The following is a 26,962-nucleotide window of genomic DNA, read 5'->3' as shown; positions in this document are numbered from 1 at the left end:
GCCTGAAGATCGACGTGAAGGCGCCTCAATACCACACGGCGCCGTCGCCGCCGAGGAAGATCGGGTTGGTGACGGCGTGGAGGCGGGCAAGGGCGTCGCGGAGTTCAATGACGAACCAGTCGTTCGATCGCGCTTCGGTTTCGACCGTCAGCTCGCCGGTTGCAGTTGCCGTCTCCATCACATCGCCACGGCGGATCAGACGTGCGGTGAGCGTGCCATCGTCGGCGGTCCAGCGGCAGGAAAGCGAAAGCTGCCCCGGTTCTGCCGTTTCGCCCATCTCGATCCGTCGACCGCTCTCGTCGGTGGCGCCCACCTCGAGCAGCGGGCCGCCGGTGATGTATGAGCGGCCGCGCCTGATCGCCGACAGAAGTGCGGAAACGGTGTTATCCTCGGCCTCGACCATCAGCACCGGGATACGGTGTTCGGGCGCGGCGCGGCGATGGGTGTCCGTGCCGCTGGTCGCGATCATACGGTAGCCCTGGTTGAGGAAATGATAGAACAGTGCCAGCGAGCGGTCGTTGTGATCGCCGTTGTCACGCGGACCGTTCCAGACCTCCACATGGCGCGCCGGACCGGGCATCATGTCAGCCCAGGCCCAGTGGCAGCCGGTGCAGAACGGATGCCCCTCATGCTGGGGATGGGCGATGACGAAGAGCTGGCCTTGCTCGGATGCGGCATCAGCGATCGCACTCATGGTGGAGCCGTCCTTCACCCGCCATTCCTGCCATTGCCGGCTGCCAAGCACCAATGCGTGGCCGTGATAGGTGGTGAGTTCCGTTCCCGGCAGGATGGTGATCCCCTCGCCCGCCAGCCGTTCGAGCTCGGAAATGGCGGAGACGGTGTTGTGGTCGGTGAGCGCCACGAAATCGAGGCCGCGTTCCTGCGCGTAGGCGAGATATTCGGCGATGCTCATCCGGCCATCGGAATGCAGCGTATGGCCGTGCAGATCGCCACGATACCAGCCCTTGCCGCGCCGGCGGGGTGCTGCGGAAGGCAGGGGCTCGGCAGTTGGCGGCTCGGTTTCCTGATCCTGCCAGTCGATCGCAAGCCGGTAACTGACCCCGCCCGGCGGCAGGATGCGGTGGCAATCGATTTCGACGCACCACTCTCCCGGCTCGATCGGGCCGGGGAGGTAGCCGGGCGAGGCATGGCGCGTCGAGATGACCGGGCTCTGGTCAGCATTGTTGTGCCGCGTGCCGCGCGCGCCGTTCGGGCCATAAACCGAAATGCTGAGCTGATGCGGAATGTCGCCGACGCCCGGATGGTGCGGCGTATGACTGAAATCGATACGGAGCGTACCGACGCCTTCCGGCAGTTCGAACCGAAAGGGAATGTGGGAGGACATCTGGTCGAGCGTCAGCCGGCCTTCGAAGAGAAGCGTCATCGCATTTGCCTGTCGAAATAGATCGGATTGGAAAGCGCCCGCACCGCCTTGCCACGGCGGATTTCGGCGCGCACATAAAGAAGGCCGGAAGGAAGGCGCATCTCGGCCTGCCACCGCCCGGAGCCGACAGGCAGGGTCGCGAGGAGACCGCGATCGCTGACGAGATGCAGGCCGTCACCCTTTGCACCTTCGGTCAGCACGTTCAGAACCACGCCTTTTGAGGCGGCAACCACGCCCCCCATCGGCTGGCCGTCTGCTTCAAGCTCGAGATGCGGGCCGTCCGGACTTTCGGTGATGAAGACCCGGCCCCGGCGGATTGCTTCCACGACACCGGTCCTGTCGAGCGTTTCGGCATGAACCACGGTCGTCGGATTGCCGAGCAGCCAGGCGCCTTCATGCGTCAGCGCCGCCGGCTGGTGGTAATCGCTGCCACCGATGCCGGTGATGCGCCTGCCGGATTTCAAAAGCGCATCATAGCGCGAGAGCAGCAGCGCGTTGTCGCGATCCCAACATTCATGCCACGCCTCCATGCATTTCACCTCCGGCCATGCGTGCCGCCAGGGGATCGGCGGCTTGTGGTGATTGACCGAGAGGATGCCGCCGGCGCTCCTGGCGGACGCCTCCAGCACCGCGATGTCCTCATCCCGTTCAAGCCGGAAATCGACCCAGGTCTCAAGCCCTAGAATATTGGCGTGGCCGTCGGCCGTGGTGATTTCGACGCCCGGAAGAAAGACGAGGTCAGAACCGGTGACGTTGCGGAAATAGGCGGTCCATCCCGTCAGCGTGTTGTGATCGGTGACGAACAGGAAATCGAGTCCACGTTCGCGCGCCATCCTATGCAGGGTCTCGGGCGCGCCCTTCGCATCGGAGTGGAAGGTATGGCTGTGGGTGTCGCCGCGATACCAGCCGGGGCCTTTTGGCGTCCAGCGGGTGGCTTCCGGAACCGCTGACGCCGCGGGCCCGATTGGCGTGTCACCCACAGTCAGCGAAATCTCCGCCCCCGCCTCCGGCAAGCGATAGAGGCCGAGCATGACCAGCCAGCGCCCTGCCATGATGGCCCCCGGAACATAGCCGGGCGTCGCCGTCTTCTCGCCGACGAAGACGGCGTTGCGGGCGCCGCCGCTCCAGCCGCGAAAGCCTTCGCGGGTCGGATAGGCGCTCGCGCGCGGATCGAGGAGGCCGAGATCGATGATGCAGTCTTCGCCCTTTTCATAAGCCAGCGTCACCGACAACGACGAAAGCCCGGACGGCACATCGACCGCGACGTAAAGATAGGGACTTCGCGCCTGGTCATCGCGCTCCACCCTGAACGTCGTCTCACGCGTTCCGGCAAGGCTCAGTCCCGTGTCGATAATCTGCATCACGCCTCTCCCAGCCCCGTCAGTTGCAGATCATCGCGACGATGACAGGCTGTCAACCGCCCATTACCATCATGCTCCAGCGGCGGTGCGGCGCTGCGGCAAAGATCGGTCGCGAAGGGACAACGTGGCGAGAAGGCGCAGCCGACGGGCAGATTGGCCGGATTGGGCGGTGCGCCCGAAAGCCGCTCCCGCACAGGCTTCGTCGGATGGTATTCGGGGGTCAACACCGCATTCAGAAGTGCCGCCGAATAGGGATGGCGGGGACGGTGGTAGATGTCGGCCGTGTCTGCCATTTCGACGATGCGCCCCGCATACATGACCGCAACCCGCCCGGCGATGTTGGAAACAACGTTGAGATCGTGCGAGATGAAGAGGTAGGTCAGCCCCAGTGTCTTCTGCAGGTCACGGAACAGATTGAGGATCTGCGCCTGCACCGAAACGTCGAGCGCGGACGCCGGCTCATCGGCAATGATGATGCGCGGCGATGGGGCGAGCGCACGGGCAATGCCGATGCGCTGCCGCTGACCACCCGAAAAGGCATGTGGATAGCGACCGGACAATGACGGATCGAGCCCGACACGGGCCAGAACGTCGTCGACCCGCGCCTTGAGCGCCGCCGGCTTCATCGTCCGTCCGGCGCCGGCCCTGAGCGGCTCGGCAACGATATCGAACACGCTCATGCGCGGATTGAGGGAACTGTAGGGGTCCTGGAACACCACGCGGAGGTCACGCCAGACCGCACGGCGCTCCGGCTCTGACAGCCCGGAGATCACGCGGCTCTCGCCATTGATGCCGAGCCGAACCGAACCGCCGGTCGGATCGAGCAGCGCCGCCAGCGTGCTGCCGAGCGTCGACTTGCCGCAACCGGACTCGCCGACGAGGCCGAGCGTCTCGCCTTCCGCCAGCTCCAGTGAAACATCGTTCACCGCGCGGGTCACGCACTCACCGCCACGAAACAGGCCGCGCTTCTTTTCAAAATGGCGCGACACGCGATCGGCCGCCAGAATGATCGGGCGCCGCTCTTTCGTCACCGCGTCAGTCACCGCCGGAGACGCAAGTTCTTCGTTCGGAACCGGCCCCGCCAGCCGCTCATCGCCGGCAAAGAAGCAGCGTGCCTCGGTCTCACCCGGCACCATCGGCGGCCGCTCGACATCGCATCGGCCGGCTTCGGCAAAGGCGCAGCGCGTCACGAAGGCGCAGCCCTCCGGCCGTTTGGAAAGGCTCGGCACGGTGCCCGGAATGACAGGGAGCCGCGTGTTGTTGCCCGTCGAATAATGCGGTGCGGCGGCAAGCAGCGCCCGCGTATAGGGGTGGCGCGGAGCATTGAAGATGCGCTCCACGGGACCACGTTCCACCACCTCGCCGAGATACATCACCACCACCTCGTCGGCCATTTCGGCAACCACGCCGAGATCGTGGGTGATGAACAGGAACGACATGCCGAAGCGCGCCTTGAGGTCCTGCAGCAATTCGAGGATCACCGCCTGGGTGGTGACATCGAGCGCGGTCGTCGGTTCGTCGGCGATCAGCAGACGGGGATTGGTGACCAGCGCCATGGCGATCATCGCGCGCTGGCGCTGCCCGCCCGAAAGCTCGAACGTATAAGCATCAAGCCGCGCCGCGGCATCGGGCATGCCGACCGCCTCGAGCGCCTCCAGCGCCCGTGCCCGCGCTGCCTTCTTCGACATGCGCTCATGGACACGGATCGCCTCGATGATCTGGTCGCCAATGGTGTGAAACACGGAAAGCGCGGTCATCGGTTCCTGGAAGATCATGGTGATCTCGTTGCCGCGGACCTGACGCAGGGGCGCCGATTTCGGCGTTTCCGCCGCAAGATCTGTGACGGCACCATCACGCTCGCGAAAGCGCATCCGGCCCCCCACGATGTCGGCGTTCGGATCAAGGATGCGTAACAGGCTGCGCGCCGTCAGTGACTTGCCGCAGCCGGATTCACCCACCAGGCAGACGGTCTTGCCGGTCGGAATATCGAAAGAGACATCCTTGAGGGCAGCCAGCGAATTGTCATCATCCTTGAAAGAAACGGAAAGGCCGTCGATTTCGAGCAGGGTCTCAGTTTGCATGGGGATCTCCCGCGTCGCGAAGGCCGTCGCCGAGGAAATTGAGCGCGAGCACCGCAATCACGACCGCGCCACCGGGCGCGAACAGCCAGGGGGCAGCAGCGATCGAGCGAAAATTCTGCGCCTCCTGCAACAGAACGCCCCAGCTCACCACCGGCTGCCTGAGGCCGATGCCGAGGAAGCTGAGCGACGTCTCGGCAATGATCATGCCGGGAATGGCAAGCGTGACGACGGCGATGATGTGGCTGAGGAAATTCGGCGCCATGTGGCGCAGGATGATGCGCGGCGGGCGACAGCCGTCGAGACGCGCGGCCACCACGAACTCCTCCTTCTTCAGCGCCATGAACCGGCCGCGCACGACCCGGGCCAGCCCTGTCCAGCCAAGCACCGAGAGGATGACGGTGATCAGGAAGTAGGTCTGGATCGGCGGCATGGTCGGCGGAATGGCCGCCGCCAGCCCGATCCACAGCGGGATCGACGGAAGCGACTGCAGGAATTCGATGACGCGCTGGATGGCGACATCGATCCAGCCGCCGAAATAGCCGGAGGCGCCGCCGATGATGAGACCGAGCACGAGGCTCAGCGCCACGCCGATAAGCCCGATCGTCATCGAAACCCGCGTCGCATAGATCGTTCTGCTGAACACATCGCGGCCAAGCCGATCGGCGCCGAAGAAATAGACCTTGTCTTCAGGATCGGTCGGGCCGAAGAAATGCCGGTCCCAGGGCAGGAAACCCCACATCTTGTAGGCATCGCCCTTCACGAAGAAGCCGAGCGGAATGACCCGCTCCGGATCCGGTTTGAAGATGCGATGTCCGGTATTGTAGTCGACCGTCGATTTGAAGCCGATCGCATAGGGACCGAAATGCATGGCGCCGGTATCATCGGTGCGGATGAGATGGACCATCTGCGGCGGCGAATAGAGCGCGCGGGGCGAGAAATCCTGCGGATTGAACGGCGCCAGGAACTCCACGAAAAGCGCCACAAAATAGATGAAGCCGGTCACCACGGCACCGAGGACGCCGAGCCTGTGGCGGCGGAACCGGCGCCAGATGAGTGCCTGATAGCTGACCTGATCGGAGGATGCCTTCACAACAGCTCTCCTTCACGGGCCTGCCGGCGGATACGGGGATCGAGGATCATCAGCAGCATGTCGGAAAAGAGGGTACCCACGACGGCAAGGAAGCTCAGGAACATGATCAGCGTCGCCGCCAGATACATGTCCTGATTTCGCAGCGCATCGAGCAGAAGCGGGCCGGTGGTCTGCAGACCGAGAACGACCGCGACGATGGTTTCGCCGGAAACGATGGTGACGAAGATTTCGTTGAGCCCGGAAACGAAGGGATTGAGCGAGTAGCGCACCGGGTACTTGACGATCAGCCGGTGCTCGGAAAGCCCCTTTGCCCGTGCTGTCAACACATAGGGCCGGTGCAGCTCATCCAGCAAATTGGCGCGGATGGTGCGGATGACGCTGGCTGTACCCGCCGTGCCGAGCACGACCATCGGGATCCACAGATGCGACAGCAGGTCGCCGATGCGGGCAAACGACCAGGGCGCATCGAGATATTGCGGCGAAAACAATCCGCCAACGCTCTGATCCATATATTTGAACGAGACGTACATCAGCACCAGCGCCAGCAGGAAATTGGGGATGGCGAGCCCGATGAAGCCGATGAAGGTGAAGAGATAGTCGCCGAGCGAATATTTGCGGACGGCAGAGTAGATGCCGATGGGAATGGCGATCACCCAGATAAACATCAGCGTCAGCACCGACAACAGCGAGGTCAGCCCGAGCCGCTCCCAGATCAGCTCGGTGACGGGACGCTCATAGGTGAATGACCGGCCGAAATCGCCGTATCGGACGATGTTGGAGACCCAGTCGTAATATTGTTCGGGCAGGCTCTTGTCCAAGCCGAAGCGGTGGCGCAGCTGGGCCTGCTGCTCCGCCGGCATGACATCGCCGGTCATGCGCGCATCGAGGGCAAGCTTGTCGACATAGTCGCCGGGCGGAAGGGTGATGACGGCAAAGGAAACCACGGTGATCGCAAGCACCGTGAACACCATCAGCACGGCGCGACGGGCCAGAAACTCCAGCATCGGAAAACTTTCGTAAAGGAAGGGGTGCGGACGCCCGGCCCGCACCCGTATTCAGCTTGGAGAGGACTTACTGCTTGTCCTTGTCGATGTAGAAGGTCTCGAAGTTGGCCGGGGCGATACCCGGATAGAGCCAGCCTTCGATCAGCGTGTCCGGCACGTTGTGCAGGCGGTTCTTGACCGCGCGGTAATTGCCCATGGGCAGGGCGATGCCAATCGTCGGGAAATAGTCGGTGACCGCATCGAGGAACTGGTTCATCAGCTCGTCCTGTTTGTCGCCAGCCGTTGCCGGGATCTCTTCCATCATCCGGAACATGTCGGCGATTTCCTGAGGCGGGGAGACCGGTTCGACTTCAGCCGCGACATCAGAGCCGAAATTGGCATTGCCGCCGGTGTCCCGGGCATAGCCACGCTCCCAGGCATCCCAGTTGCCGGCCATGCCCGGACCGCCGACCATGACGAAGGTCGAAACCAGCGGCAGCCGGCCGGAACCGTTCTCCGCAATCCACAGATTGACGTCGCGGTTCGGCGCGAACTCGCGTTCCTTGAAGACATCGCCGCCGACAACGTCGACATTGAGATCGATGCCGACGGCCTTCCAGTATTTGGCGATCAGGAGCGCGGCATCGACCCAGTCCGAACGGAAGTCCTGGTTGACCGAGACGGTCATGCGGAAGCGCTCGCCCTTGTCGTTCAGGCGGTAACCTTCGGCATCCTTGTTGGGCAGAACCTTGTCGAGATATTCATTGGCCTTTTCCGGATCATACTCGGCGTACTGCTTGGCCATCTTCTCGCTGTAGAACGGCGAGCCCGGACGCGGTCCGACCTGGCTCGGCTCCCCCTGACCGAGATAGACGACGTCAATGATTTCCGGACGGTTGATCGCGTAGGAGAGACCGATGCGGAAGTTCTTGTCCTGATAGACCTTCGCCTTGAAAGGATCGGGATTGTTCATCGCGAACATGAAGAAGGCGGTGTTCATGTCGGCGCTCGAAGCGCTCATCAGGCGATAGTCGCCCTTCTCCTGGTTTTCGAAGAAGATCGCGCGGTTGGACGGATTGGAGATGCTTACGCGCGAGATATCGATCTCGCCGGCAAGCGTCTTGCCGAGTTCAACCTCGGGATCCTGCACCATGACGAAGGTGCGACCATCGATGTAGGGCAGCTGATTGCAGGCGGTGTCGACCTTGAAATAATAGGGGTTGCGCTCGAAGGTGAAGCGCTGTTCGCCAAGATAGGGCGCAACCGGCAGCCAGGCCTGGATCCGCGGACGGGCCGGATCGTTGTACTGCGACGGGGAGCTGTAGGAGCCGACGACATCCCACCACCAGCTGTTATAGTCGGTGGCGTTGGCATCCGCCATCATCTGCTTCACGCCATCGGGATTGAGGTCGATGTCGAACTGCTTGATGTAATGTTCGGGAAACTGAACGACGCGCTGGCCGTAAGGGGTTGCGAGGTTGATCAGGAAAAGACCGTTCGGCTTGGTCCAGGAGAACTTCACGGTCTCGTCGTCGAGTGCTTCGACCTTGGCCGCCTCGCCATCGACGACCAGAAAAGCGCGCGGCTTGGCGTTGATCTTGGTGTTGTTTTCGACGCGGTCCCACCAGAATACAATGTCGTCGGCCGTGAAGGGCTCGCCGTCGGACCATTTCATCCCCTTGCGCAGATGGAAGGTGTAGGTGGTGGCGTCGTCGGAGATGTCCCAGCTTTCGGCGACATTGGGAACGATCTCGCTGCCGTCGACCGACCAGCGGACCAGCGGCTCATAGCCATAGTGGCGCATATCGGAAACGCGGGTGCCGTTCTGGGTATCGATAAGATTGCCACCATAAACGCCGATCTGTTCGGCGACGTCGACGACGAGCGGCTGTTCGGGAAGACGTTCGGCCACCGGCGGCAGCGCGCCGTCTTCGACCTGAGCGTCAAGCTGTGGCGCCTGCTGATAGGCGTCGCAGGCATTCTGAGCGGAAGCGGTGCCGGCCAGCGCGCTGAGAGTGGCGGCGCTGGCAAGGATTGCGATGCGATGACGGAGAATACTCATGACGGTGTCCTTCTGGATGCCGGATGGGCGGCGCATGACGCGACCGGGAAACTGCACACGCGTTCATAGGACTGGTTCTTATAAGAACGATGAACGGTTTATGAAGGTTTGTTGAAGGTCGTTCCCGTATGCACGCGCGTGCACAACTTCATTCAGGTGGACACCGTGTGGTAGACCCAGCCGCGCTTCGCCATCAGGCTAGGCAATGCGGATCACAGTTTTTGTGCAGGGCATTGAAGCTTTTATGAAATCGCGTGCAGTAATCAGCCACCGCCGCGGATCGAGGCGCGGGGGATAAACTCGGTGGTGATCAGAAACTGCCGCGGATGGTCGAGCGGCTCGGTCAGCAGCGAGACGACTTTCGAGACCATTTCCTCGTTGCGCTGCCGGATCGTCGCAAGCCCATAGGAGGCCCAGCGCGCCTCCGGACTGCCATCATAACCGATCACGCTGACATCCTCCGGCACCCGCCTGCCAAGCGTCAGCCGCAGCGCATCCATGACTCCGAACGCCATCTGGTCGTTGGCGCAGAAGAAGGCATCTGGCGCAGCGCCGCTCTCAATGATGCGGATCGCCTCCCGGGCGGCGGTGTCATAGCTGTAGTCGCCGTTGCCTTCGGCGATCAGCGTCAGGCCGCTTGCGGCGACGGCATTGATGAAATTCGAGCGCCGCGTGGTCGATTCGGTGGAGGTCGACCGGCCATCGATGAAGGCGACGGTCTTGTGGCCCGAGCGCTCGAGTGCAGCGACCATGGCAAAGATACCGCCGCGGTGATCGACAACCATGGCGTCGACAGCATCGTCGCCGGTCCAGTTGCTGTTAAGCACGATCGGGCGGGTTGCCGAGACGAGACCGCGGGTGGAGCCGGGATGGACGCTGTCGGCCATGACGATGATGCCGTGGACAGGATAGGAGAAGGCGCGGGCAATGGTCCGCGTGCCATCCTCGGCCGGATCCATGACGACGACGAGCGGGAAGAAGCCTGCCTCCTGCACGGCATTGACCAGCGCGTTGTAGAAATAGGGCGAGCGGTATTCCTCGCGACGGTTCAGGATCAGCGCGACGAGATTGCTTTGGCTGGAGGCGAGACTGCTGGCAAGCGCGTTTGGCCGGTAGTTCAGCTGCGCGGCGGCGGAGAGGATCTTCTCGCGCTTCTCGGCGGAAACGAAGCCATTGCCCGAAAACGTGCGCGACACCGCGGAGCGCGAAACGCCGGCAAGCCGGGCCACATCATTTGCCGTTGCGGTTTTCAAGCCTGCTTCCCCGCTGAGCGGTCTTTGACGATGCGGCAGGCTTTAGCCGAAACAGGCGGATTTTGAAAGGCCACGGCTCACACGGCCGGCAGGTTCTCGCGCCAGGCTTCGGCGTAGCGGTTGAGCGCATCGAGATCGTGCAGCGGCTCCGGATGCGGCGCGAAGGCTTTCAGCTTCGGGCCGCCGGTGACGAGGCCCGCCGTGCCTGTCGACGTGCCGCTACCCGGGCTCTTTTCGACAGGGCGGCCGGTGGCGGCGGCGAGCATGGCGAGGAAATCGCGGTTCTCGGAAAACGGTCCCTCGACGATGACCGGGCCGGAAGCGCCGGTCAGCTCGAGGCAGACGCCGGTCATCAGCGCCAGATACCAGCACACGCCGAGAAGCCGCATGCCGGGGGTGAGCTTCGCCTCGTCAATCGTCCAGCCGCCAATGATGCCCTGGAAAGGACCGGTATCGCCGAGCACGGAGGGCATCAGCATGACGCCGCGTTTCAGCATCGCAGTGCGATCCTCATCGGTGACCGCGACATCGCCCTTCGGCGCCGCGACCTCGAAGACGCGACCGCCCATGAACCGGGCAGACGGCACCGGATCGCCGAAGGCGTTGACGTTGATCAGCGTGTCGCGGGTCTCGTCCAGCATCGGCGGATGGCCGCCGACAGCCATCACCACCACCCACGTGCCAGTCGAGACCACGGCGAACGGGCTTTTGCGCGACCAGAGATGCGGCAGCAGCGAGGCGTTGGAATCGTGAATGCCGGCATAGACCGGTGTATCCGACGAAAGCCCAGTTTTCTCTGCAATCTCCGGCAGGATGGCTCCGAGCTCCTCATCCGCGCGCACCAGCGGCGCCATCTTCCCCTCAAGCCCGAGGGCCTCCACCAGCGGCGAAAACGTCTTCGCGCGCGGCGACCAGAGATCGGAGTGGCACCCCCAGCTCGTCACTTCGCTCGCAAGTCTGCCCGTAAGGCGAAAGCCCCAGTACTGCGGATAGGGCAATACAGTGGCAATGTCGGAAAAAGCTTCAGGAAACCGTGTCTTCTGCCAGAAAAGCTGGGCGCCGATATTGAGCCCGACGGCCAGATGCGGCGAGCCGGTGATGGCAAAGGGCGGACGCACGCTCTCATAGGCTTCGCGGGTCTCATCCGGTCCGTCATGCTCGTAGTCGAGCACCGGAAGCGCCAGGCTCCCATCCTTTTTCAGAAGCGTCGCTGTCGCCCCGTGGGTGGTGACCGAGATGGCATCGACGCCGTACGCCTTGTGCAGCTCCGCAAGGGCGCCCAGAATGAAGGCGAACAGGTCGTCGACCTCGAAATGCGGATAGGGATCGCTGCCGGTTACCGCATTGCGTGTCGAGCGGACATCCTTTTCCGCTGCCGCTTCAAGATCATAGAGAATGACCTTGGCGTTGGTCTTTCCGATATCGATGACGGCGACATTCATGCGGTTTCACTCTTTTTCATGCGCCGTGCGAGGCGGGTATAAAGCACCGGCAGCGCGATGACGCCAATCAGCAGCAGGCCGATGAAGATCGACATCACGATACCCGGAACATTCATCAGCCCGAAGCCGAAAGTCACAAGCCCCATGATGATCGCGGCGAGAACGACGCCGGGAATGGTGCCGGACCCGCCAAGAATGTTGATGCCGCCGAGTACGGCCATGGTGACCACTTCCAGCTCCCAGCCGAAGGCGATCGACGGCCGCGTCGAGCCGAGCCGCGAGGTCAGGCAGATGGCGGCAAGTCCGGACATCACGCCGGTCATCAGGAACAGCAGGAATTTCACCCGGCCGACGCGGATGCCGGAAAAGCGCGCGGCGGTGGCATTGTTGCCGACGGCATAGACCATGCGGCCGAAGCTCGTGAGATGCAGAAGAATGCCGAACAGGATGGCCGTGACCACGAACAGCACCAGTTCGAAGGAGATCACCCAAAACACATAGCCCTGGCCGAAATAGGCAAAGCCTGGCGGATAGCCGGTAAACGCCTTGTCCCCGAGAACCACATAGGAAAGCCCGCGAAACAGGCTCATCGTACCGATGGTGACGACGATGGAGGGGAGGCCGAGGCCGGTGATCAAAAGCCCGTTGAAGGCGCCGCAAAGAAGGCCGACGCCAAGGCCGATCGCCACCAGTTCCGGTGTGCCGGCGCCATATTGCAGCGCGTAACCCATCGCGGTGGAGGCAAGCGCGATGATCGAGGCGACGGAAAGGTCGATTTCGCCGGAGATGATGACCAGCGCCATGGCAAAGGCGATCAGCGCCTTTTCGGTGAAGTTGAAGGTCGCGTCCGACAGGTTCCAGGCATCGAGGAAATAGGGCGAGGCGAAGCTGTTGGCGATGAAGATCGCAACGGCGACGACGAGCAGCAGGCTTTCCCAGCTTCGAAGGGCGCGATGACCACGGCTGTGCAGCCTGTCGGGAACGTGACGGGTCTCAGTCATGCTCATAGCGCGTGCTCCGCCTTCTTCAGGATGACCCGCCCCTTTACCCTAGACCCGCGGGCGTTGACGATCACGGCAATGATGATCACCGCGCCGGAAATCGCCATCTGCCAGAAGGGCGAGATATTGATCACCGGCAGGGCGTTCTTGATGATGCCGAGGAAGAGCGCGCCGAGCACGGCGCCGATCGCCGTGCCTGCCCCGCCGGCAATCGAGATGCCGCCGATAACGCAGGCGGCGACGACATCGAGCTCGAAGCCGCTGGCGATATCGACATAGGCGACGGCATAGCGCGCGACCCAGAGATAGCCGGCAAGGCCGGCGAGGCTCCCGGCAATCAGGTAGGCGAAGAAATGCGTCCGTCCCACCGAGATGCCGGTGTAGACGGCGGCGTGCGGGTTGCCGCCGACAGCATAGAAGGCGCGGCCGAGGCGGGTGTAAACGAACACCACCACCATGGCGGCGATGGCCGCAAGCGACACCCATGACAGCACCGGCAGATCGAGGAATGTCGCACGCGGCACCGCCTTGAAGGCCGCCGTCATCTCGTGGGCGTTCACCCAGGCGCCATCGGTCAGAAGAAAGATCGTGCCGCGATAGATCGTCATCGTGCCGAGGGTGACGACGATCGGCGGGATCGACAGACGCCAGACCAGAAGACCGTTGATGGCGCCGAGCAGCGTGCCGCTCGCGACCGAAGCGGCGAGCAGCAGGATGACCGGCAGATCCGGAAAGGCGACATTGAGAAGGGCGGCGATGGTGCCGGAAAGCGCCAGATTGGCAGCAATCGAAAGATCGATGCCGCGCGACAGGATCACCGCCGCCTGACCGAGCGCAAGGATGATCAGGATGGCCGTGTCGTTGTAGATCGAGACGAGATTGCGCGGGGCGATGAAGCCCGGAAAGCGCAGCTCGATCGCGCCGACCAGAAGTACAATGGCGACCAGAAGCAGCGCCTCGCGGTGTTTGAACAGCCCCGCCATCAAGCCGCCTCCCCAATGCCGGCCGCCGCGCGCACCAGCCTCTCCGCCGTCATTTCTTCACGGGAAAATTCGGCGGCCATCCGCCCTTCACGCATGACGATGACACGGTCGGACATGCCAAGAATCTCCGGGATTTCGGACGACACCATGATGATCGAAAGTCCCCTGCCCGCAAGTTCGCTCATGAAGGCGTGGACGGCGGACTTGGAACCGATATCGATGCCCTTGGTCGGTTCATCGAGAATGATGACCTTGGGTTCTGTCGCCAGCCATTTGGCGATCACCACCTTCTGCTGGTTGCCGCCGGAGAGATTGCCGACCGGCTGATCGAGGCTTGCCGCGCGCAAGTCGAGCCGTTCGGTAAACTCGCGGGCGAGCGCGAACTCCTCCGCCAAGCGGATGAAGCCGCTCTTCGAGGTTTTGGTGAGCGACGGCAGGGTGACGTTGGCAAAGATCGGCATGGCCGTGATCGTCCCCTGCGTCCCGCGCTCTTCCGGCACATAGACAATGCCCTGCCTGACCGCTTCGGACGGCGAGCGAATGACGGCGATCTCGTCATCGATGCGCACGGCGCCGGCCGAGGGCTTCGTGATGCCGAACAGCGATTGCATGAATTCCGAACGCCCCGCGCCGACAAGCCCGTAAAAGCCGAGAATTTCACCTTTGCGGAGGGTAAAATTGATGTCCTCGAACTCAGTCGGATGGCGATAGCCGGCAACGGTGAGCACCGGGCCGCCGATTTCGACCTCCTGCTTGGGAAACACCTGATCGACCGGGCGGCCGACCATGAGTTCGACCAGCGTGTTTTCATCGGTCTCGGCGATCTTCCCCTCGCCCACCATCTCGCCATCGCGGAAGACGGTGTAGCGATCGGCGATGCGGAAGATCTCGTCGAACTTGTGGGAAATGAACAGGATCGCCTTGCCGTCGCGCTTGAGCTTTTCGACCAGTTCATAAAGCTCCTCGATCTCCTTCTGCGACAACGCCGCCGTCGGCTCGTCCATGATGACGACGCTGGCATCGACCGAAAGCGCGCGGGCGACGGCGACCATGTGGCGGTTGGCGATGCCGAGATCGGAGAGGCGATGGCGCGGATCGATACGCGCGCCGATGCTGTCGAGGATATCGCGGGCCTCGGCGCGGATTTTCTTCCAGTCGATGAGACCGAGCCGGTTCTTCGGCGCATGGCCGATGAAGATGTTCTCGGCCACCGTCAGCGCATCGAACAGCACGGTTTCCTGGTGGATGGCGGTGACGCCGTGTTCACTTGCGGCATCGGCCGTCGGGAAGGTGACGAGCTCACCGTCCATGGTGATTTCGCCGGAATCCGGCTGGTAGATGCCCGTCAGAATCTTCACCAGTGTCGACTTGCCGGCACCATTCTCGCCGACAAGCGCCGTTACCTCGCCCGGATAGAGGCGGAGCGAGACATCCGACAGCGCGCGCACGCCGGGAAAGGTCTTGGTGATGCCGTCCAGCGCGATGGCGGCGTTTTTATCGGTATCGGGCATCATGGCCTGCCATGTTTTCTCTGGAGTGCCGGCCCGCTGTAGTTGAGGGCGGGCCGGATCGCTTTCGGAGGGATGGTTGCTCAGACTCTGCCGCCACCAATCTCCCCCCTTGAGGGGGAGATGTCGCGAAAGCGACAGAGAGGGGTAAAGGGCTAAGCCCTAAAGACGCGGTCTCTGTGCTCTCGGATAGGGTTCACCCCCCTCTGCCCCTGTCGGGGCATCTCCCCCTCAAGGGGGGAGATCGATAAGAAGAGGCCTCAGAAAATGTCCTTGAACTTGTCGATGTTCGACTTGTCGTAGACGAAGGGATCGGCCATGGCGCCGGCATTGTCGTCGTCGAGCGTCAACTCGCCGAGGCGCCCCATGGAGAGCGTCGCGCCGGGCTTGGCTTCGGCACCGTCGATCAGGTCGTTCGACAGCATGACGGCGGCATAGCCGAGGTCGATCGGGTTCCAGATGGCGAAGGATTTCGATGCGCCGTTGTCGACATAGGCCGCCATTTCGGAGGGCAGGCCGAGGCCGGTCACATTGATCTCGCCGATCTTGCCCTCGTCCGTCACCGCCTGCGCGGCCGCGACGACGCCGACGGAGGTCGGCGCGATGATCGCCTTCAGGTCCGGATAGGTCTGGATCAGGCCCTGCGTCTCACGATAGGACTTGTCGAAGATGTCGTCGCCATAGACGGTGGTGACCACTTCGATGCCCGGATAGTTGTCCTTGACCTTGTTCATCTCCTCGATCCAGATGTTCTGGTTCGTGGCCGTCGCCGAAGCCGACAGCACCGCGACCTTGCCGCCATCCGGCAGGTTGTCGGCGGCAAGCTTGATGATCATGTTGCCGATCAGCGGGTTGGAAGACGGGTTGAGGTGAACCATTCGCCCCTCAGGGGCCACGCCGGAATCCCACGAGATAACCTTGATACCGCGGTCCATCGCCTTCTTCAGCGCCGGCACGACGGCATCCGGATCATTGGCCGAAATCGCGATGGCATCGACCTTCTGGGCGATCAGCGCGTTGATGACCTCGATCTGGCCTTCTGCGGTCGTATCGGTCGGCCCGGTATAGATCAGCTCGACATCGCCGATCTCCTTGGCGGCTTCCTCAGCACCATCCGCAGCGGCCTCGAAAAAGCCGATACCCAGCGCCTTGACGACAAGCGCAATCTTCTTGTCGGCGGCATTGGCGCCTTGCGCAATCAGCGCGGTCGAGATCAGCGCCCCGACGAGTACTTTCTTCAAAATGCTCATCCTACTCCTCCATTTGATGAACAGGGTCCGGCTTCGCTTCCTCCAAAGCTTCAGACCGAACCGGTTTCCTCCATGGCCTCGGCATCGGCGATGATCACCGATATGCCGGCCTCCTCCAACATGCGGGCGTCGGACGCCTGCAGGCCGGAATCCGTAATCACGGTCGAAATCCGCTTCAGACCGCACAAAATCAGGCTCGAACGCTGCGCAAACTTCGAGGAATCAACCAGAACCACCAGTTCCTCGGCCTGGTCGATCAGCTTCTGCTCCGCCTGGATCAGCAGCGGATCGGCTTCCATCAGCCCCAGCGGCCCGACGCCTTGCGCGCCCATGAACATCCGCTTCGCCCAGAAATTCCGGGTCACATCGTTCTCAAACGGGCTCAGTATGACGTTCTGCTCCCGGTAGATGACCCCGCCCGACAGCATCACCGTGTTCTTCGAGTGCTTCAGCAGATGCTCGGCGATCGGGAACGAGTTGGTGAACACCTGCAGCCGACGGTTTGCCAGATGATGGACCATCTGGAACGTCGTCGTGCCGCCATTGATGATCACCGAATCGCCATCGCTGCAAAGCGCGACGGCGGCTTTCGCGATCGCCTGTTTCTGGCGGGCATTCATCGTCTGGTTGACGGAAAAGGGCCTGCCGGCAAGGCCGACGAATTGCGGTGGGCTCAGCGCCTCCGCACCGCCGCGCACCCGGCGCAGACGCTTGGCCACATGCAGGGCGGCGATATCGCGCCTGATCGTCGCCTCGGAGCTTTCCGTCAGGTCGACGAGCTCCGCCACGGTCACGACCGGCTTTTCCTGTACGGCGGACAGGATGATGCGATGACGCTCTTTTTCGTGCATGGGGCCTCCCTTTTGACAGAGTTCAGCGAATTTCCATCAGTGTCAATCAAAAATAATCATACCGCACTGCAATACGGCACATTACTGACTGTTTTTGATTGTTTCTGATTGACAAGCCCGACTTTCGGATGGATTTTGCCGGGGAAGAACGAAGGCCAGACTGGCCGGCGAAGGAGGAAACCATGCTCAATGAAAACCGGGCCGGCCGGCTCGATAACCTATGGGATGACGGCAAGGCGGCCGGGATGAGCGAGCCGGAACTGCTGCTCTACCGCTCCAACCTGCTCGGCTCCGACAAGCGCATCACCAATTATGGCGGCGGCAACACCTCTGCCAAGGTGATGGAAAAGGATCCGCTCACGGGTGACGAGGTCGAGGTGCTCTGGGTCAAGGGCTCCGGCGGCGATGTCGGCACCATCAAGATGGATGGCTTCGCCACGCTCTACATGGACAAGCTCAACGCGCTGAGGGGCCTGTACCGCGGGCTTGAGCATGAGGACGAGATGGTGGGCTACCTCCCCCACTGCACCTTCAACCTGAACAATCGCGCCGCCTCCATCGACACGCCGCTCCATGCCTATGTGCCGAAGAAACATGTCGACCACATGCATCCCGACGCGATCATCGCCATTGCCGCCTCGTCCGATTCCAAGGCGCTGACGCAGGAAATCTTCGGCGGAGAGATCGGCTGGCTGCCCTGGAAACGTCCGGGTTATGAACTGGGTCTCTGGCTCGGCAAATATTGCGAGGAAAATCCGGGCTCGCGCGGCGTGATCCTCGAAAGCCACGGGCTTTTCACCTGGGGCGATACGGCGAAGGAAAGCTACGAGACCACGCTGGAGATCATCAACAAGGCGATGGCCTGGCTTGATGCCAAAATCGATGGCGAGGTCTTCGGTGGCGTGAGGGTGAAAACGTTGCCGGCAGAAGAGCGCCGCGCGATCGCCGAAAAGCTGATGCCGAAGATCCGTGGCATGATTTCGGAAACGGAAGGCAAGCTCGGCCATTTCGACGATCAGCCGGCCGTGCTCGAATTCGTCGGCTCCAATCGTCTGGAAGAGCTGGCCGCACTCGGCACCTCCTGCCCGGACCATTTTCTCCGCACCAAGATCCGTCCGCTCGTGGTCAATTTCGACCCGGAAAATCCGGACATCGACAAGACGGTCGAGGGCCTGCCTGACGCAATCGCCGCCTACCGCGACGACTACGCCGCCTATTACGAGCGCTGCAAGCACGACAATTCGCCGGGCATGCGCGACTCCAACGCCGTCATCTATCTCGTTCCCGGCGTCGGCATGATCTCGTTTGCCAAGGACAAGGCGACCGCCCGCATCTCGGCGGAGTTCTACGTCAACGCCATCAATGTCATGCGTGGCGCATCGTCTGTCTCGACCTATCAGGGCCTTTCGGAGCAGGAGGCCTTCGATATCGAATACTGGCTTCTGGAAGAGGCGAAGCTGCAGCGCATGCCCAAGCCGAAGCCGCTTGCCGGCAAGATCGCGCTTGTGACCGGCGGTGCCGGCGGCATCGGCAAGGCGACTGCCTTCCGACTTGCCAGCGAAGGCGCCTGCGTGGTGCTGGCCGATATCGACGACGCAGCGCTGGAAACGGCGAAGGGCGAGCTTTCCAAGGCCTTCAGCAAGGACATCGTCCGCGGCGTGCACCTGAACGTCACCAGCGAGAACGAGGTGGCAAAGGGCTTTTCCGATGCGGTGGTCGAATTCGGCGGGCTCGATATTCTGGTCTCCAATGCAGGCCTCGCCTCCTCGGCGCCGATCGAGGAAACGACGCTCGATCTCTGGGACAAGAATATCGCCATTCTGGCGACCGGCTACTTCCTCGTTTCGCGCGAGGCCTTCCGGCTGTTCCGCTACCAGAATGCCGGCGGCAACGTCGTCTTCGTCTCGTCCAAGAACGGTCTCGCCGCCTCCCCTGGCGCGTCCGCCTATTGCACCGCAAAGGCCGCCGAAATCCATCTGGCCCGCTGCCTGGCGCTGGAAGGAGCCGCCGCACAGATCCGGGTCAACACCGTCAATCCGGATGCCGTGCTGCGCGGCTCGAAGATCTGGACCGGCGAGTGGAAGGAACAGCGCGCCGCCGCCTACAAGATGTCGACGGATGAACTGGAAGCGCACTACCGCGAGCGCTCGATGCTGAAGCGTTCGGTATTCCCGGAAGATATCGCCGAAGCCATCTACTTCCTCGCCTCCGACATGTCGGCGAAGTCGACGGGGAATATCATCAACGTGGATGCAGGCAACGCGGTGTCGTTTCCGCGTTAGAGGTAGAAGGGGCACGGTCAGGCGGAGTGCCGCCGCCGGCCCATCGGGTACGACAGCCCTCCCCCTCTGCGTCATCCTCGGGCTTGACCCGAGGATCCAAGCCCGTTTCACCACGACAGGAGGGGCGGGCTCTAGAGGCGCAAACCGCAAACTCCGCTCGCGGCCTATGTGGTTAGATGCTCGGGACAAGCCCGAGCATGACGGAAGAGAGAGGCAGAGCGGTGTGCCCTCCGTACCTTGCCACACGGCCAATCTCCCCCCTTGAGGGGGAGATTGATGACTGAGACACCTTGGGGAAACGAATTCAGCAGGCCCAGCCTGCAACGGGAGGAAGACATGGAAGAGATGATCGATGGCGGCGTGCTGGCCGCGGAGAACGAGAAGCGGGCGACGGCGCTTGAGCAGGATTACAACACGCTCGGCGAGCGGCTTGCCCGCCAGGGTGTCGCCATTGACGACGTCACGGCCAAGGTCGCGGCCTATGGCGTCGCCGTGCCCTCCTGGGGCGTCGGCACCGGCGGCACCCGCTTTGCCCGGTTCCCCGGCGGCGGCGAGCCGCGCGGCATCTTCGACAAGCTTGAGGACTGCGCCGTGATCCATCAGCTGACCCGCGCGACGCCAACCGTCTCGCTGCACATTCCGTGGGACAAGGTCGATGACCTTTCCGAACTCCGCCAGAAGGGCGAGAGCCTCGGCCTCGGCTTCGACGCGATGAATTCCAATACGTTTCAGGACCAGCCGGGCCAGGACCATTCCTACAAATACGGCTCGCTCTCACACACCGACGCGGCAACCCGCCAGCAGGCGATCGACCACAACATCGAGTGCATCGAGATCGGCAAGGCGCTCGGCTCGAAGGCGCTGACGGTGTGGATCGGCGACGGCTCCAACTTTCCCGGCCAGAGCCATTTCACCAGACAGTTCGAGCGCTATCTCGACGCGATGAAGAGCGTCTATGCGGCGCTTCCCGACGACTGGCGGATCTTTTCCGAGCACAAGATCTTCGAACCGGCCTTCTATTCGACGGTCGTGCAGGACTGGGGCACGAACTACCTGATCGCCAAGGAACTCGGGCCGAAGGCTTTCTGCCTCGTTGACCTCGGCCACCACGCGCCAAACGTCAATATCGAGATGATCGTCGCCCGCCTGATCCAGTTCGGCAAGCTCGGCGGCTTCCATTTCAATGACAGCAAATATGGCGATGACGACCTCGACACCGGCTCGATCGACCCGTTCCGGCTGTTCCTCGTCTTCAACGAACTGGTCGATGCCGAGGGCGTGGAAGGCTTCAACCCGGCCCATATGCTCGACCAGTCGCACAATGTCACCGATCCGATCGAGAGCCTGATGCGCTCAGCCATCGAAGTCCGCCGCGCCTATGCGCAGGCGCTTCTGGTCGATCGCACCACGCTCACCGGCTACCAGGAAGACAATGACGCGATGATGGCGTCCGAGACGCTGAAGGATGCCTTCCGCACCGACGTCGCCCCGATCCTCGCCATGGCCCGCAAAAATGCCGGCGGCGCCATCGATCCGATCGCGACCTACCGCGCGGCGGGTTACCGGCAGAAGGTCGCGGGCGAACGCCCGGCCGTCACGGGCGCCGGCGGCGGCATCGTGTGAGTGGCGGCGGAGGAAATCCCATGGAAACCATCGCATTCCGCATGAACCTCAATCGCGGACAGGCGGAGGAATACAAGCGACGGCATGACGAAATCTGGCCGGAGCTTGCCACTGTTCTGAAGCAGGCCGGCGTCTCCGATTATTCGATCTGGCTCGATGAGGAGACCCACCATCTGTTCGCGGTGCTGAAGCGCAATGACGACCACACGATGGAGGGCCTCCCGAAGAACGAGGTCGTCCGCCGCTGGTGGGATTTCATGGCCGACGTCATGGAGACCACGCCCGACAATTCACCGGTCGAGGTCCCGCTGACGAAGATGTTTCACCTGCCCTGAGGCCTCATTCGCCGAGCGCGATGCCTTCGCGGCGCGGGTCGGCCGCGCCGTAAAGCCTGCCATCCTCGATGGCGATTGCCTGCAGGCCGGAGGTCTGGTCGCCGACCTTGACCTTGAAGCCCATCGCCTCGAGCGGCGCGACCATGTCCTCGGCGCTCGTCCCCGCCTCGACATCATAGGTGCCGAAGCGATTCAGGAGATGTGGCATGGAGACCGCCTCCTGCACATTCATGCCCCAGTCAAGATAGGCTATCACCGCCTGCGCGACATAGCCGATGATGCTGCTGCCGCCCGGCGAACCGATGACCAGCACCGGCTTGCCATCCTTCATCACGATGGTCGGCGCCATCGACGAGCGCGGCCGCTTGCCGGGCTCGACGCGATTGGCAATCGGATATCCATCGGCATCGTGAGTCTCGAAGGAGAAATCCGTCAGCTCGTTGTTGAGCAGGAAGCCGCTCTTGGTCATCAGCCGGCTGCCGAAGCCGTTCTCGATGGTCGAGGTCATCGACAGGGCGTTGCCGTCGGAATCGACAATGACGATCTGGGTGGTCGAGGGCAGTTCGATCGCCGTGCCATCGCCATATTCGATCATGGCATGATCCCAGCCCGGCGCGCCCGGCGCAACGCTCTCAAGCGCCTTTTCGCCATCGAGAAGCTTTGCCCGCATCTCCAGGTATTCCGGCGCGACGAGGCCCTTCAGCGGCATCGGCACGAAATCGATATCGGCCATGTAGCGGCCGCGATCGGCAAAGGCGAGGCGCGATGCATCGCCGATCAGCCGCCAGCTTTCCGGATTGTCCGGCCCGAGACCGGCAATGTCTTTTTCCGCCACCATGCCGAGGATCTGCCCGACAGTCAGCGCGCCCGAAGACGGCGGCCCCATGCCGCAGACATCATAGGCGTGATAGGTGACGCAGACCGGCGCGCGCTCGATGACGCGATAGGCGGCAAGATCGGCCAGCGAGAGGCGGCCGGGATTGCCCTCGGCCCCTTTCACGGTGTCAACGATATCGGCGGCGATGTCGCCGGTATAGATGGCATTCGCGCCGTCGGCGGCCATCGCTCTCAGCGTCGCGCCATAGGCGGCATTGGTCAGCGTGTCGCCGGCGGCAAGCGCCTTGCCGTTCGGAAAGAAATAGTCGCGGGTCGGCTGGAACCGGCCGAGCCTGTCGCCGTCCTCTGCAATCAATCCTGCAAGGCGCGGCGAGACGGTGAACCCGCCTTCGGCAAGGGCAATGGCATCGTCGAAAAGCCCGGCCCAGGGTAATTTTCCCCAGCGCGCATAGGCCGCTTCCATCAGCCGCGGCGTGCCGGGCGTGCCGACGGAGCGGCCACCGACCACGGCTTCGTAGAACTGCAGCGGCTCGCCGTTTTCATCGAGGAAGAGCTTGGGCGTGGCATCGCGCGGAGCGGTCTCGCGACCGTCAAGCGTCGTCAGCCTGTCGGTTGCGGCATCATACCAGACCAGAAACGCGCCGCCGCCGAGCCCCGAGGACTGCGCCTCGACCAGCCCCAGTACCGCCTGCACCGCGACCATGGCATCGGCAGCGCTGCCGCCTTCGGCCAGCACATCCGCGCCGGCCTTGACCGCCAGCGGATTGGCGGCCGCGACCATCCATTGCCCGGCCTCCACCGGCTCGCCCGCGGCCTTTGCGGCCAGTGCCGCCTTCACGTCCGGGGTTTCGGCGGCAAAGACCGTCGCGGTTCCCGCTTCCGGCGCCACGCTGTCGGCGGCATCCTGCGCCGTGGCCGAAACGGCAATGAGCGCGAACAACGCGCTGGCTGCGAGAAATCTGGACATCCGTGGCTCCTTCCTGCTTCGCGGTGACTATGCCACCACCGGAGCGGGCGGGAAACCCCGCACGCGCTCGACCTTCAGTCGTGAAAGATTTTCCATGCCCCGCATTGAAACCGGCCTCCGGCCCGCCCATGTCAGAAGGGTATTCATAAAATTCCCGCGCACGGAAAGCCGGCATGAGCCTGCGCTTTGCGTGTCGCATTCTCGTTTCATCACCAAACATGGGAGGCCTTCATGGCTGATAAACTGGCTGACAAGGCGGGCACCTTTTCCATTGGCGGCATGCTGACCGTCAACCGGCTTGGCTTCGGCGCAATGCGGGTGACCGGCAAGGGCATCTGGGGCGAACCGGATGACCATGCCGGCGCGATCGCGATGCTGAAGCGGCTGCCGGAACTCGGCGTCGATTTCATCGACACCGCCGACAGTTATGGACCAGACGTTTCCGAATGGCTGATCAAGGAAGCACTGCATCCCTATCCCTCCGTCAAGATCGCCACCAAGGGCGGGCTTACCCGCACCGGTCCCGGCGTCTGGCTTCCGGTCGGGCGGCCGGAATATCTGCGCCAGCAGGTTCACAAGAGCCTGCGCAATCTCGGTGTGGAAAAGATCGACCTCTGGCAGCTGCACCGCATCGACAGCAAGGTGCCGGCGGACGAGCAGTTCGGCGCGATCAAGGAGTTCCTCGACGAGGGCCTGATTTCGCACGCAGGGCTTTCGGAGGTTTCGGTCGCAGACATCAAGGCTGCACAGAAGATCTTCCCGGTTTCGACCGTTCAGAACCGCTACAATCTGGTCGATCGCACCAGCGAGGACGTTCTCGACTATTGCGCTGAAAACGATATCGGCTTCATTCCGTGGTTCCCGCTGGCTGCCGGCGAGCTCGCCAATCCGGGTTCGCTGCTCGATGAGATCGCCAGGAAGCACGATGCCGCACCAAGCCAGATCGCGCTGGCCTGGGTGCTGAAACGCAGCCCGGTAATGCTGCCGATCCCCGGCACATCCAAGGTCAAGCATCTGGAGGAAAACGTCGCGGCAGCCAACATCACGCTGTCGGATGAAGAGTTCGCCGCGCTTGACGCCGAGGGCAAGAAGGCCTTCGCCAAGGCTGCCTGATACCAGAAGCCGCCGGGTCATCCGGCGGCTTTTTTCATTGACGCTCACATTCAGGACGAAACCCAATGGAATACGTCAAGCTTGGCCGCACCGGCCTCGATGTCTCCCGCCTCTGCCTTGGCTGCATGACCTATGGCACTCCCGACCGCGGCACCCACCCCTGGTCGCTGCCGGAGGAGCAAAGCCGTCCCTTTATCCGCAAGGCGGTGGAGGACGGCATCAATTTCTTCGATACCGCCAATGTCTATTCCGCCGGTTCTTCGGAGGAGATCGTCGGCCGGGCGCTGAAGGAATTTGCCCGCCGCGACGAGATCGTTCTCGCCACCAAGGTGATGAACCGCATGCATGAAGGGCCGAACGGCGCCGGCCTGTCGCGCAAGGCGATCATGCAGGAGATCGACAACTCGCTTCGCCGGCTCGGTACCGATTATGTCGACCTCTACCAGATCCACCGTTTCGACTATAACACCCCGATCGAGGAAACGCTGGAAGCGCTCCACGACGTGGTGAAGGCCGGCAAGGCGCGCTATATCGGCGCCTCATCCATGCATGCCTGGCAGTTCGCCACCATGCTCGCCACGCAGAAGGCCAATGGCTGGGCGAAATTCGTGACCATGCAGAACTACGTCAACCTGCTCTACCGCGAGGAAGAGCGCGAAATGCTGCCGCTTTGCGCCGCCGAAGGCATCGGCGTCATTCCGTGGAGCCCGATGGCGCGCGGCCGGCTGACACGGCCCTGGGACACCAGCACCGGACGTTCCGAGACCGACGAGTTCGGCAAGACGCTCTACGTCGACACCGCCGAGGCCGATCGCAAGGTTGTCGATGCCGTCGCCGAAGTTGCCAACGAGCGCGGTGTGCCGATGGCGCGGGTGGCGCTCGCCTGGGTGCTGTCCAAGCCGGTCGTCTCCGCCCCCATCATCGGCGCGTCGAAGCCGCATCATCTCGACGACGCCGAGGCGGCTCTGGCGCTGAAACTCTCCGATGACGAGATTGCCCGTCTGGAAGACCCGTATATTCCGCACCGCGTGGCGGGTTTCAAATAGGCCACGCGCAAAAGCAGCAACCGTTCCGGTTTCCGGAATCAAGCTTGTTTCCGGCCAAAAACCTCATGAAAAGCCGCGATTTGGCCAGGTCGCGGCTTTTCCCGTCGAGGGCGGTTGAATCCGATCCGCGATCCATGCTAACAGGTCTTGCATCTCAGGTTGTGTTCCTTGCGAAAGGGACACCGCGGGCGGCCCTTTGCCTGTCATGGGGAGGATGACACGGCATGACCGACACGCACGGGCAAAGCCTTGTGCGACGGAAGGGCCCCCGCCACCTCTTTTTTACCGGACAATTTCATCGCTTCCGGAATGACCACAATCCGTCAGCGCCTTATCGGTCGCCCGCGGCTTATGTCACGCCCGAGGGAGGAAATTTCGCGGAAGCGGCAGAGGTGCGGTAGACGGAATAAACCGCGGACGCCGCGCTTGCTGAACGGGTTCGCTCCCTTTTACCCATCCGGGGCATCTCCCCCCACAAAAGGGGGGAAATTGATTGCGGCTCGCGGCGACGCTCAGAGCTTGACCCGACCCTTGACGAGTTGGTCTTCCCAGGCGAGCGCATGCTTCACGATCGTATCGAGATCGTCGTATTTCGGCTCCCAGCCAAGAATGTCGCGCACGCGGGCATTGTCGGCGACGAGCGCCGGCGGATCGCCGGGGCGGCGCTCCGCCAGGTCGACGCGGAAATCGACACCGGAGACGCGCTTGATCGCGTCAACCACTTCCAGCACCGAGAAGCCGTGGCCGTAGCCGCAGTTGGCGACGAAGTTGTCACCGCCGTTCAGGAGGTGCATTAGCGCCTTCACATGGGCATCGATCAGATCGGTGACGTGGATATAGTCGCGCAGGCAGGTGCCATCCGGCGTCGGGTAATCCGTGCCGAAGATCTGCATGCGATTGCGACGGCCGGTGGCGGCCTGGGCGGCGATCTCGATCAGGTGGGTGGCATGCTCGCGGGTTTCGCCCGTGCGGCCCTGAGGATCAGCGCCGGCAACGTTGAAATAACGCAGCGCTGCATATTTCAGGCCATAGGCGCGGGCACTGTCGCGCAGCATCACCTCGGTCATCAGCTTCGACCAGCCATAGGGCGAGACGGGCTGCAGGTTCTGCTCCTCGTCGAGCAGATCGACGCCCGGCTCGCCATAGACGGCAGCGGTGGAGGAGAACAGGAAGGCCTCGATCTTGGCCTCGACGGCGGCTGCGATGAGCGCGCGGGATTTGACCGTGTTGTTGTCGTAATAGGTCAACGGATCGGAGACCGAGTCCGACACGACGATGGAACCGGCAAAATGGGCGATCGCGTTGATGCCCTCCTCGGTGATCAGCTTCGTCACCATCTTGGTATCGGCGATATCGCCCTGGACGAGCTTTGCGGCTTCCGGAACGAGTTCGCGGTGGCCAGTGGAGAGATCATCGAGGACCACGACCTTTTCGCCGCGATCGACCAGCGCATGGGCCATGTGGCTGCCGACATAGCCAGCGCCTCCGGTTACGAGTATTGCCATTTCAA

At 62.7% G+C, this 26,962-nt stretch carries 20 protein-coding genes; 5 read left to right on the top strand and 15 right to left on the bottom strand.

Translation table 11 applies throughout. The features are described 5' to 3' along the window. Nucleotides 1-25: 25 nt before the first annotated feature. The 13 genes from TM49_RS07075 to TM49_RS07015 all read right to left on the bottom strand — a co-directional run bounded on the left by TM49_RS07075 (nucleotide 26) and on the right by TM49_RS07015 (nucleotide 17,249). Entirely contained in the window at nucleotides 26-1,384 is a 1,359-nt protein-coding gene (locus TM49_RS07075) for a CehA/McbA family metallohydrolase (RefSeq protein ID WP_045680190.1), read from the bottom strand. Then, a complete protein-coding gene (locus tag TM49_RS07070) occupies nucleotides 1,381-2,745 on the bottom strand; it encodes a CehA/McbA family metallohydrolase (RefSeq protein ID WP_052699736.1) in 1,365 nt (454 codons plus the stop codon). The genes TM49_RS07075 and TM49_RS07070 overlap by 4 nt, the downstream gene beginning before the upstream one ends. Continuing rightward, entirely contained in the window at nucleotides 2,745-4,826 is a 2,082-nt protein-coding gene (locus TM49_RS07065; protein WP_045680189.1) for an ABC transporter ATP-binding protein, read from the bottom strand. Before TM49_RS07065 ends, TM49_RS07070 begins: the two co-directional genes overlap by 1 nt. Further along, entirely contained in the window at nucleotides 4,816-5,916 is a 1,101-nt protein-coding gene (locus tag TM49_RS07060; protein ID WP_045680188.1) for an ABC transporter permease, read from the bottom strand. Before TM49_RS07060 ends, TM49_RS07065 begins: the two co-directional genes overlap by 11 nt. Continuing rightward, nucleotides 5,913-6,920 (bottom strand): ABC transporter permease, encoded by a 1,008-nt coding sequence (locus tag TM49_RS07055; RefSeq protein ID WP_045680186.1) that lies wholly within the window; start codon nucleotides 6,918-6,920, stop codon nucleotides 5,913-5,915. Before TM49_RS07055 ends, TM49_RS07060 begins: the two co-directional genes overlap by 4 nt. A 67-nt stretch (nucleotides 6,921-6,987) precedes the next feature. Beyond that, a complete protein-coding gene (locus TM49_RS07050) occupies nucleotides 6,988-8,961 on the bottom strand; it encodes an ABC transporter substrate-binding protein (RefSeq protein WP_045684908.1) in 1,974 nt (657 codons plus the stop codon). A gap of 263 nt (nucleotides 8,962-9,224) precedes the next feature. Beyond that, on the bottom strand, nucleotides 9,225-10,214 hold the full coding sequence (locus TM49_RS07045) for a LacI family DNA-binding transcriptional regulator (protein WP_045680185.1): 990 nt from the start codon (nucleotides 10,212-10,214) through the stop codon (nucleotides 9,225-9,227). Nucleotides 10,215-10,291: 77 nt separating this feature from the next. Beyond that, complete coding sequence (locus TM49_RS07040; protein ID WP_045680184.1) at nucleotides 10,292-11,656, bottom strand: FGGY-family carbohydrate kinase; 1,365 nt, start codon at nucleotides 11,654-11,656, stop codon at nucleotides 10,292-10,294. Then, the gene (locus TM49_RS07035; protein ID WP_045680183.1) at nucleotides 11,653-12,663 is read right to left on the bottom strand and encodes an ABC transporter permease; all 1,011 of its coding nucleotides are present in this window, start codon (nucleotides 12,661-12,663) and stop codon (nucleotides 11,653-11,655) included. The genes TM49_RS07040 and TM49_RS07035 overlap by 4 nt, the downstream gene beginning before the upstream one ends. After that, nucleotides 12,660-13,643, bottom strand: coding sequence for an ABC transporter permease (locus TM49_RS07030; RefSeq protein WP_045680182.1), 984 nt, complete (start codon nucleotides 13,641-13,643; stop codon nucleotides 12,660-12,662). The genes TM49_RS07035 and TM49_RS07030 overlap by 4 nt, the downstream gene beginning before the upstream one ends. Next, nucleotides 13,640-15,151, bottom strand: a complete 1,512-nt coding sequence (locus TM49_RS07025) for a sugar ABC transporter ATP-binding protein (RefSeq protein WP_045684907.1) — start codon at nucleotides 15,149-15,151, stop codon at nucleotides 13,640-13,642. The genes TM49_RS07030 and TM49_RS07025 overlap by 4 nt, the downstream gene beginning before the upstream one ends. 257 nt (nucleotides 15,152-15,408) lie before the next feature. Further along, nucleotides 15,409-16,398, bottom strand: a complete 990-nt coding sequence (gene rhaS, locus TM49_RS07020) for a rhamnose ABC transporter substrate-binding protein (protein ID WP_045680181.1) — start codon at nucleotides 16,396-16,398, stop codon at nucleotides 15,409-15,411. Between the two features lie 50 nt (nucleotides 16,399-16,448). After that, nucleotides 16,449-17,249 carry a DeoR/GlpR family DNA-binding transcription regulator gene (locus TM49_RS07015; protein ID WP_045680180.1) on the bottom strand — a complete coding sequence of 267 codons (801 nt, stop codon included), beginning with the start codon at nucleotides 17,247-17,249 and terminating at the stop codon, nucleotides 16,449-16,451. Nucleotides 17,250-17,431: 182 nt separating this feature from the next. On the opposite strand from TM49_RS07015, the gene TM49_RS07010 reads away from it, so the two are divergent. The 3 genes from TM49_RS07010 (at nucleotide 17,432) to rhaM (ending at nucleotide 21,489) form a co-directional block, all read left to right on the top strand. Beyond that, a complete protein-coding gene (locus tag TM49_RS07010; protein ID WP_045684905.1) occupies nucleotides 17,432-19,531 on the top strand; it encodes a bifunctional rhamnulose-1-phosphate aldolase/short-chain dehydrogenase in 2,100 nt (699 codons plus the stop codon). 336 nt (nucleotides 19,532-19,867) lie between these two features. After that, nucleotides 19,868-21,154 carry an L-rhamnose catabolism isomerase gene (gene rhaI, locus TM49_RS07005; RefSeq protein WP_045680178.1) on the top strand — a complete coding sequence of 429 codons (1,287 nt, stop codon included), beginning with the start codon at nucleotides 19,868-19,870 and terminating at the stop codon, nucleotides 21,152-21,154. A 20-nt stretch (nucleotides 21,155-21,174) separates the two neighbouring features. Continuing rightward, complete coding sequence (gene rhaM, locus TM49_RS07000; protein WP_045680176.1) at nucleotides 21,175-21,489, top strand: L-rhamnose mutarotase; 315 nt, start codon at nucleotides 21,175-21,177, stop codon at nucleotides 21,487-21,489. Between the two features lie 4 nt (nucleotides 21,490-21,493). On the opposite strand, the gene ggt is transcribed toward rhaM, so the two are convergent. Next, the gene (gene ggt / locus TM49_RS06995) at nucleotides 21,494-23,293 is read right to left on the bottom strand and encodes a gamma-glutamyltransferase (protein ID WP_045680174.1); all 1,800 of its coding nucleotides are present in this window, start codon (nucleotides 23,291-23,293) and stop codon (nucleotides 21,494-21,496) included. A 231-nt stretch (nucleotides 23,294-23,524) separates the two neighbouring features. Here ggt and TM49_RS06990 point away from each other — a divergent pair, with 231 nt between their 5' ends. Further along, nucleotides 23,525-24,406 carry an aldo/keto reductase gene (locus TM49_RS06990; RefSeq protein ID WP_045680172.1) on the top strand — a complete coding sequence of 294 codons (882 nt, stop codon included), beginning with the start codon at nucleotides 23,525-23,527 and terminating at the stop codon, nucleotides 24,404-24,406. Nucleotides 24,407-24,471: 65 nt separating this feature from the next. Continuing rightward, nucleotides 24,472-25,452, top strand: coding sequence for an aldo/keto reductase (locus TM49_RS06985; protein ID WP_045680169.1), 981 nt, complete (start codon nucleotides 24,472-24,474; stop codon nucleotides 25,450-25,452). A 512-nt stretch (nucleotides 25,453-25,964) separates the two neighbouring features. On the opposite strand, the gene galE is transcribed toward TM49_RS06985, so the two are convergent. Beyond that, a complete protein-coding gene (gene galE / locus TM49_RS06980; RefSeq protein WP_045680167.1) occupies nucleotides 25,965-26,957 on the bottom strand; it encodes a UDP-glucose 4-epimerase GalE in 993 nt (330 codons plus the stop codon). Between the last annotated feature and the right edge of the window lie 5 nt (nucleotides 26,958-26,962).

The sequence above is a fragment of the Martelella endophytica genome, assembly GCF_000960975.1.
GTDB lineage: Bacteria > Pseudomonadota > Alphaproteobacteria > Rhizobiales > Rhizobiaceae > Martelella > Martelella endophytica.
This window is presented reverse-complemented; position numbering and strand designations above follow the sequence as displayed.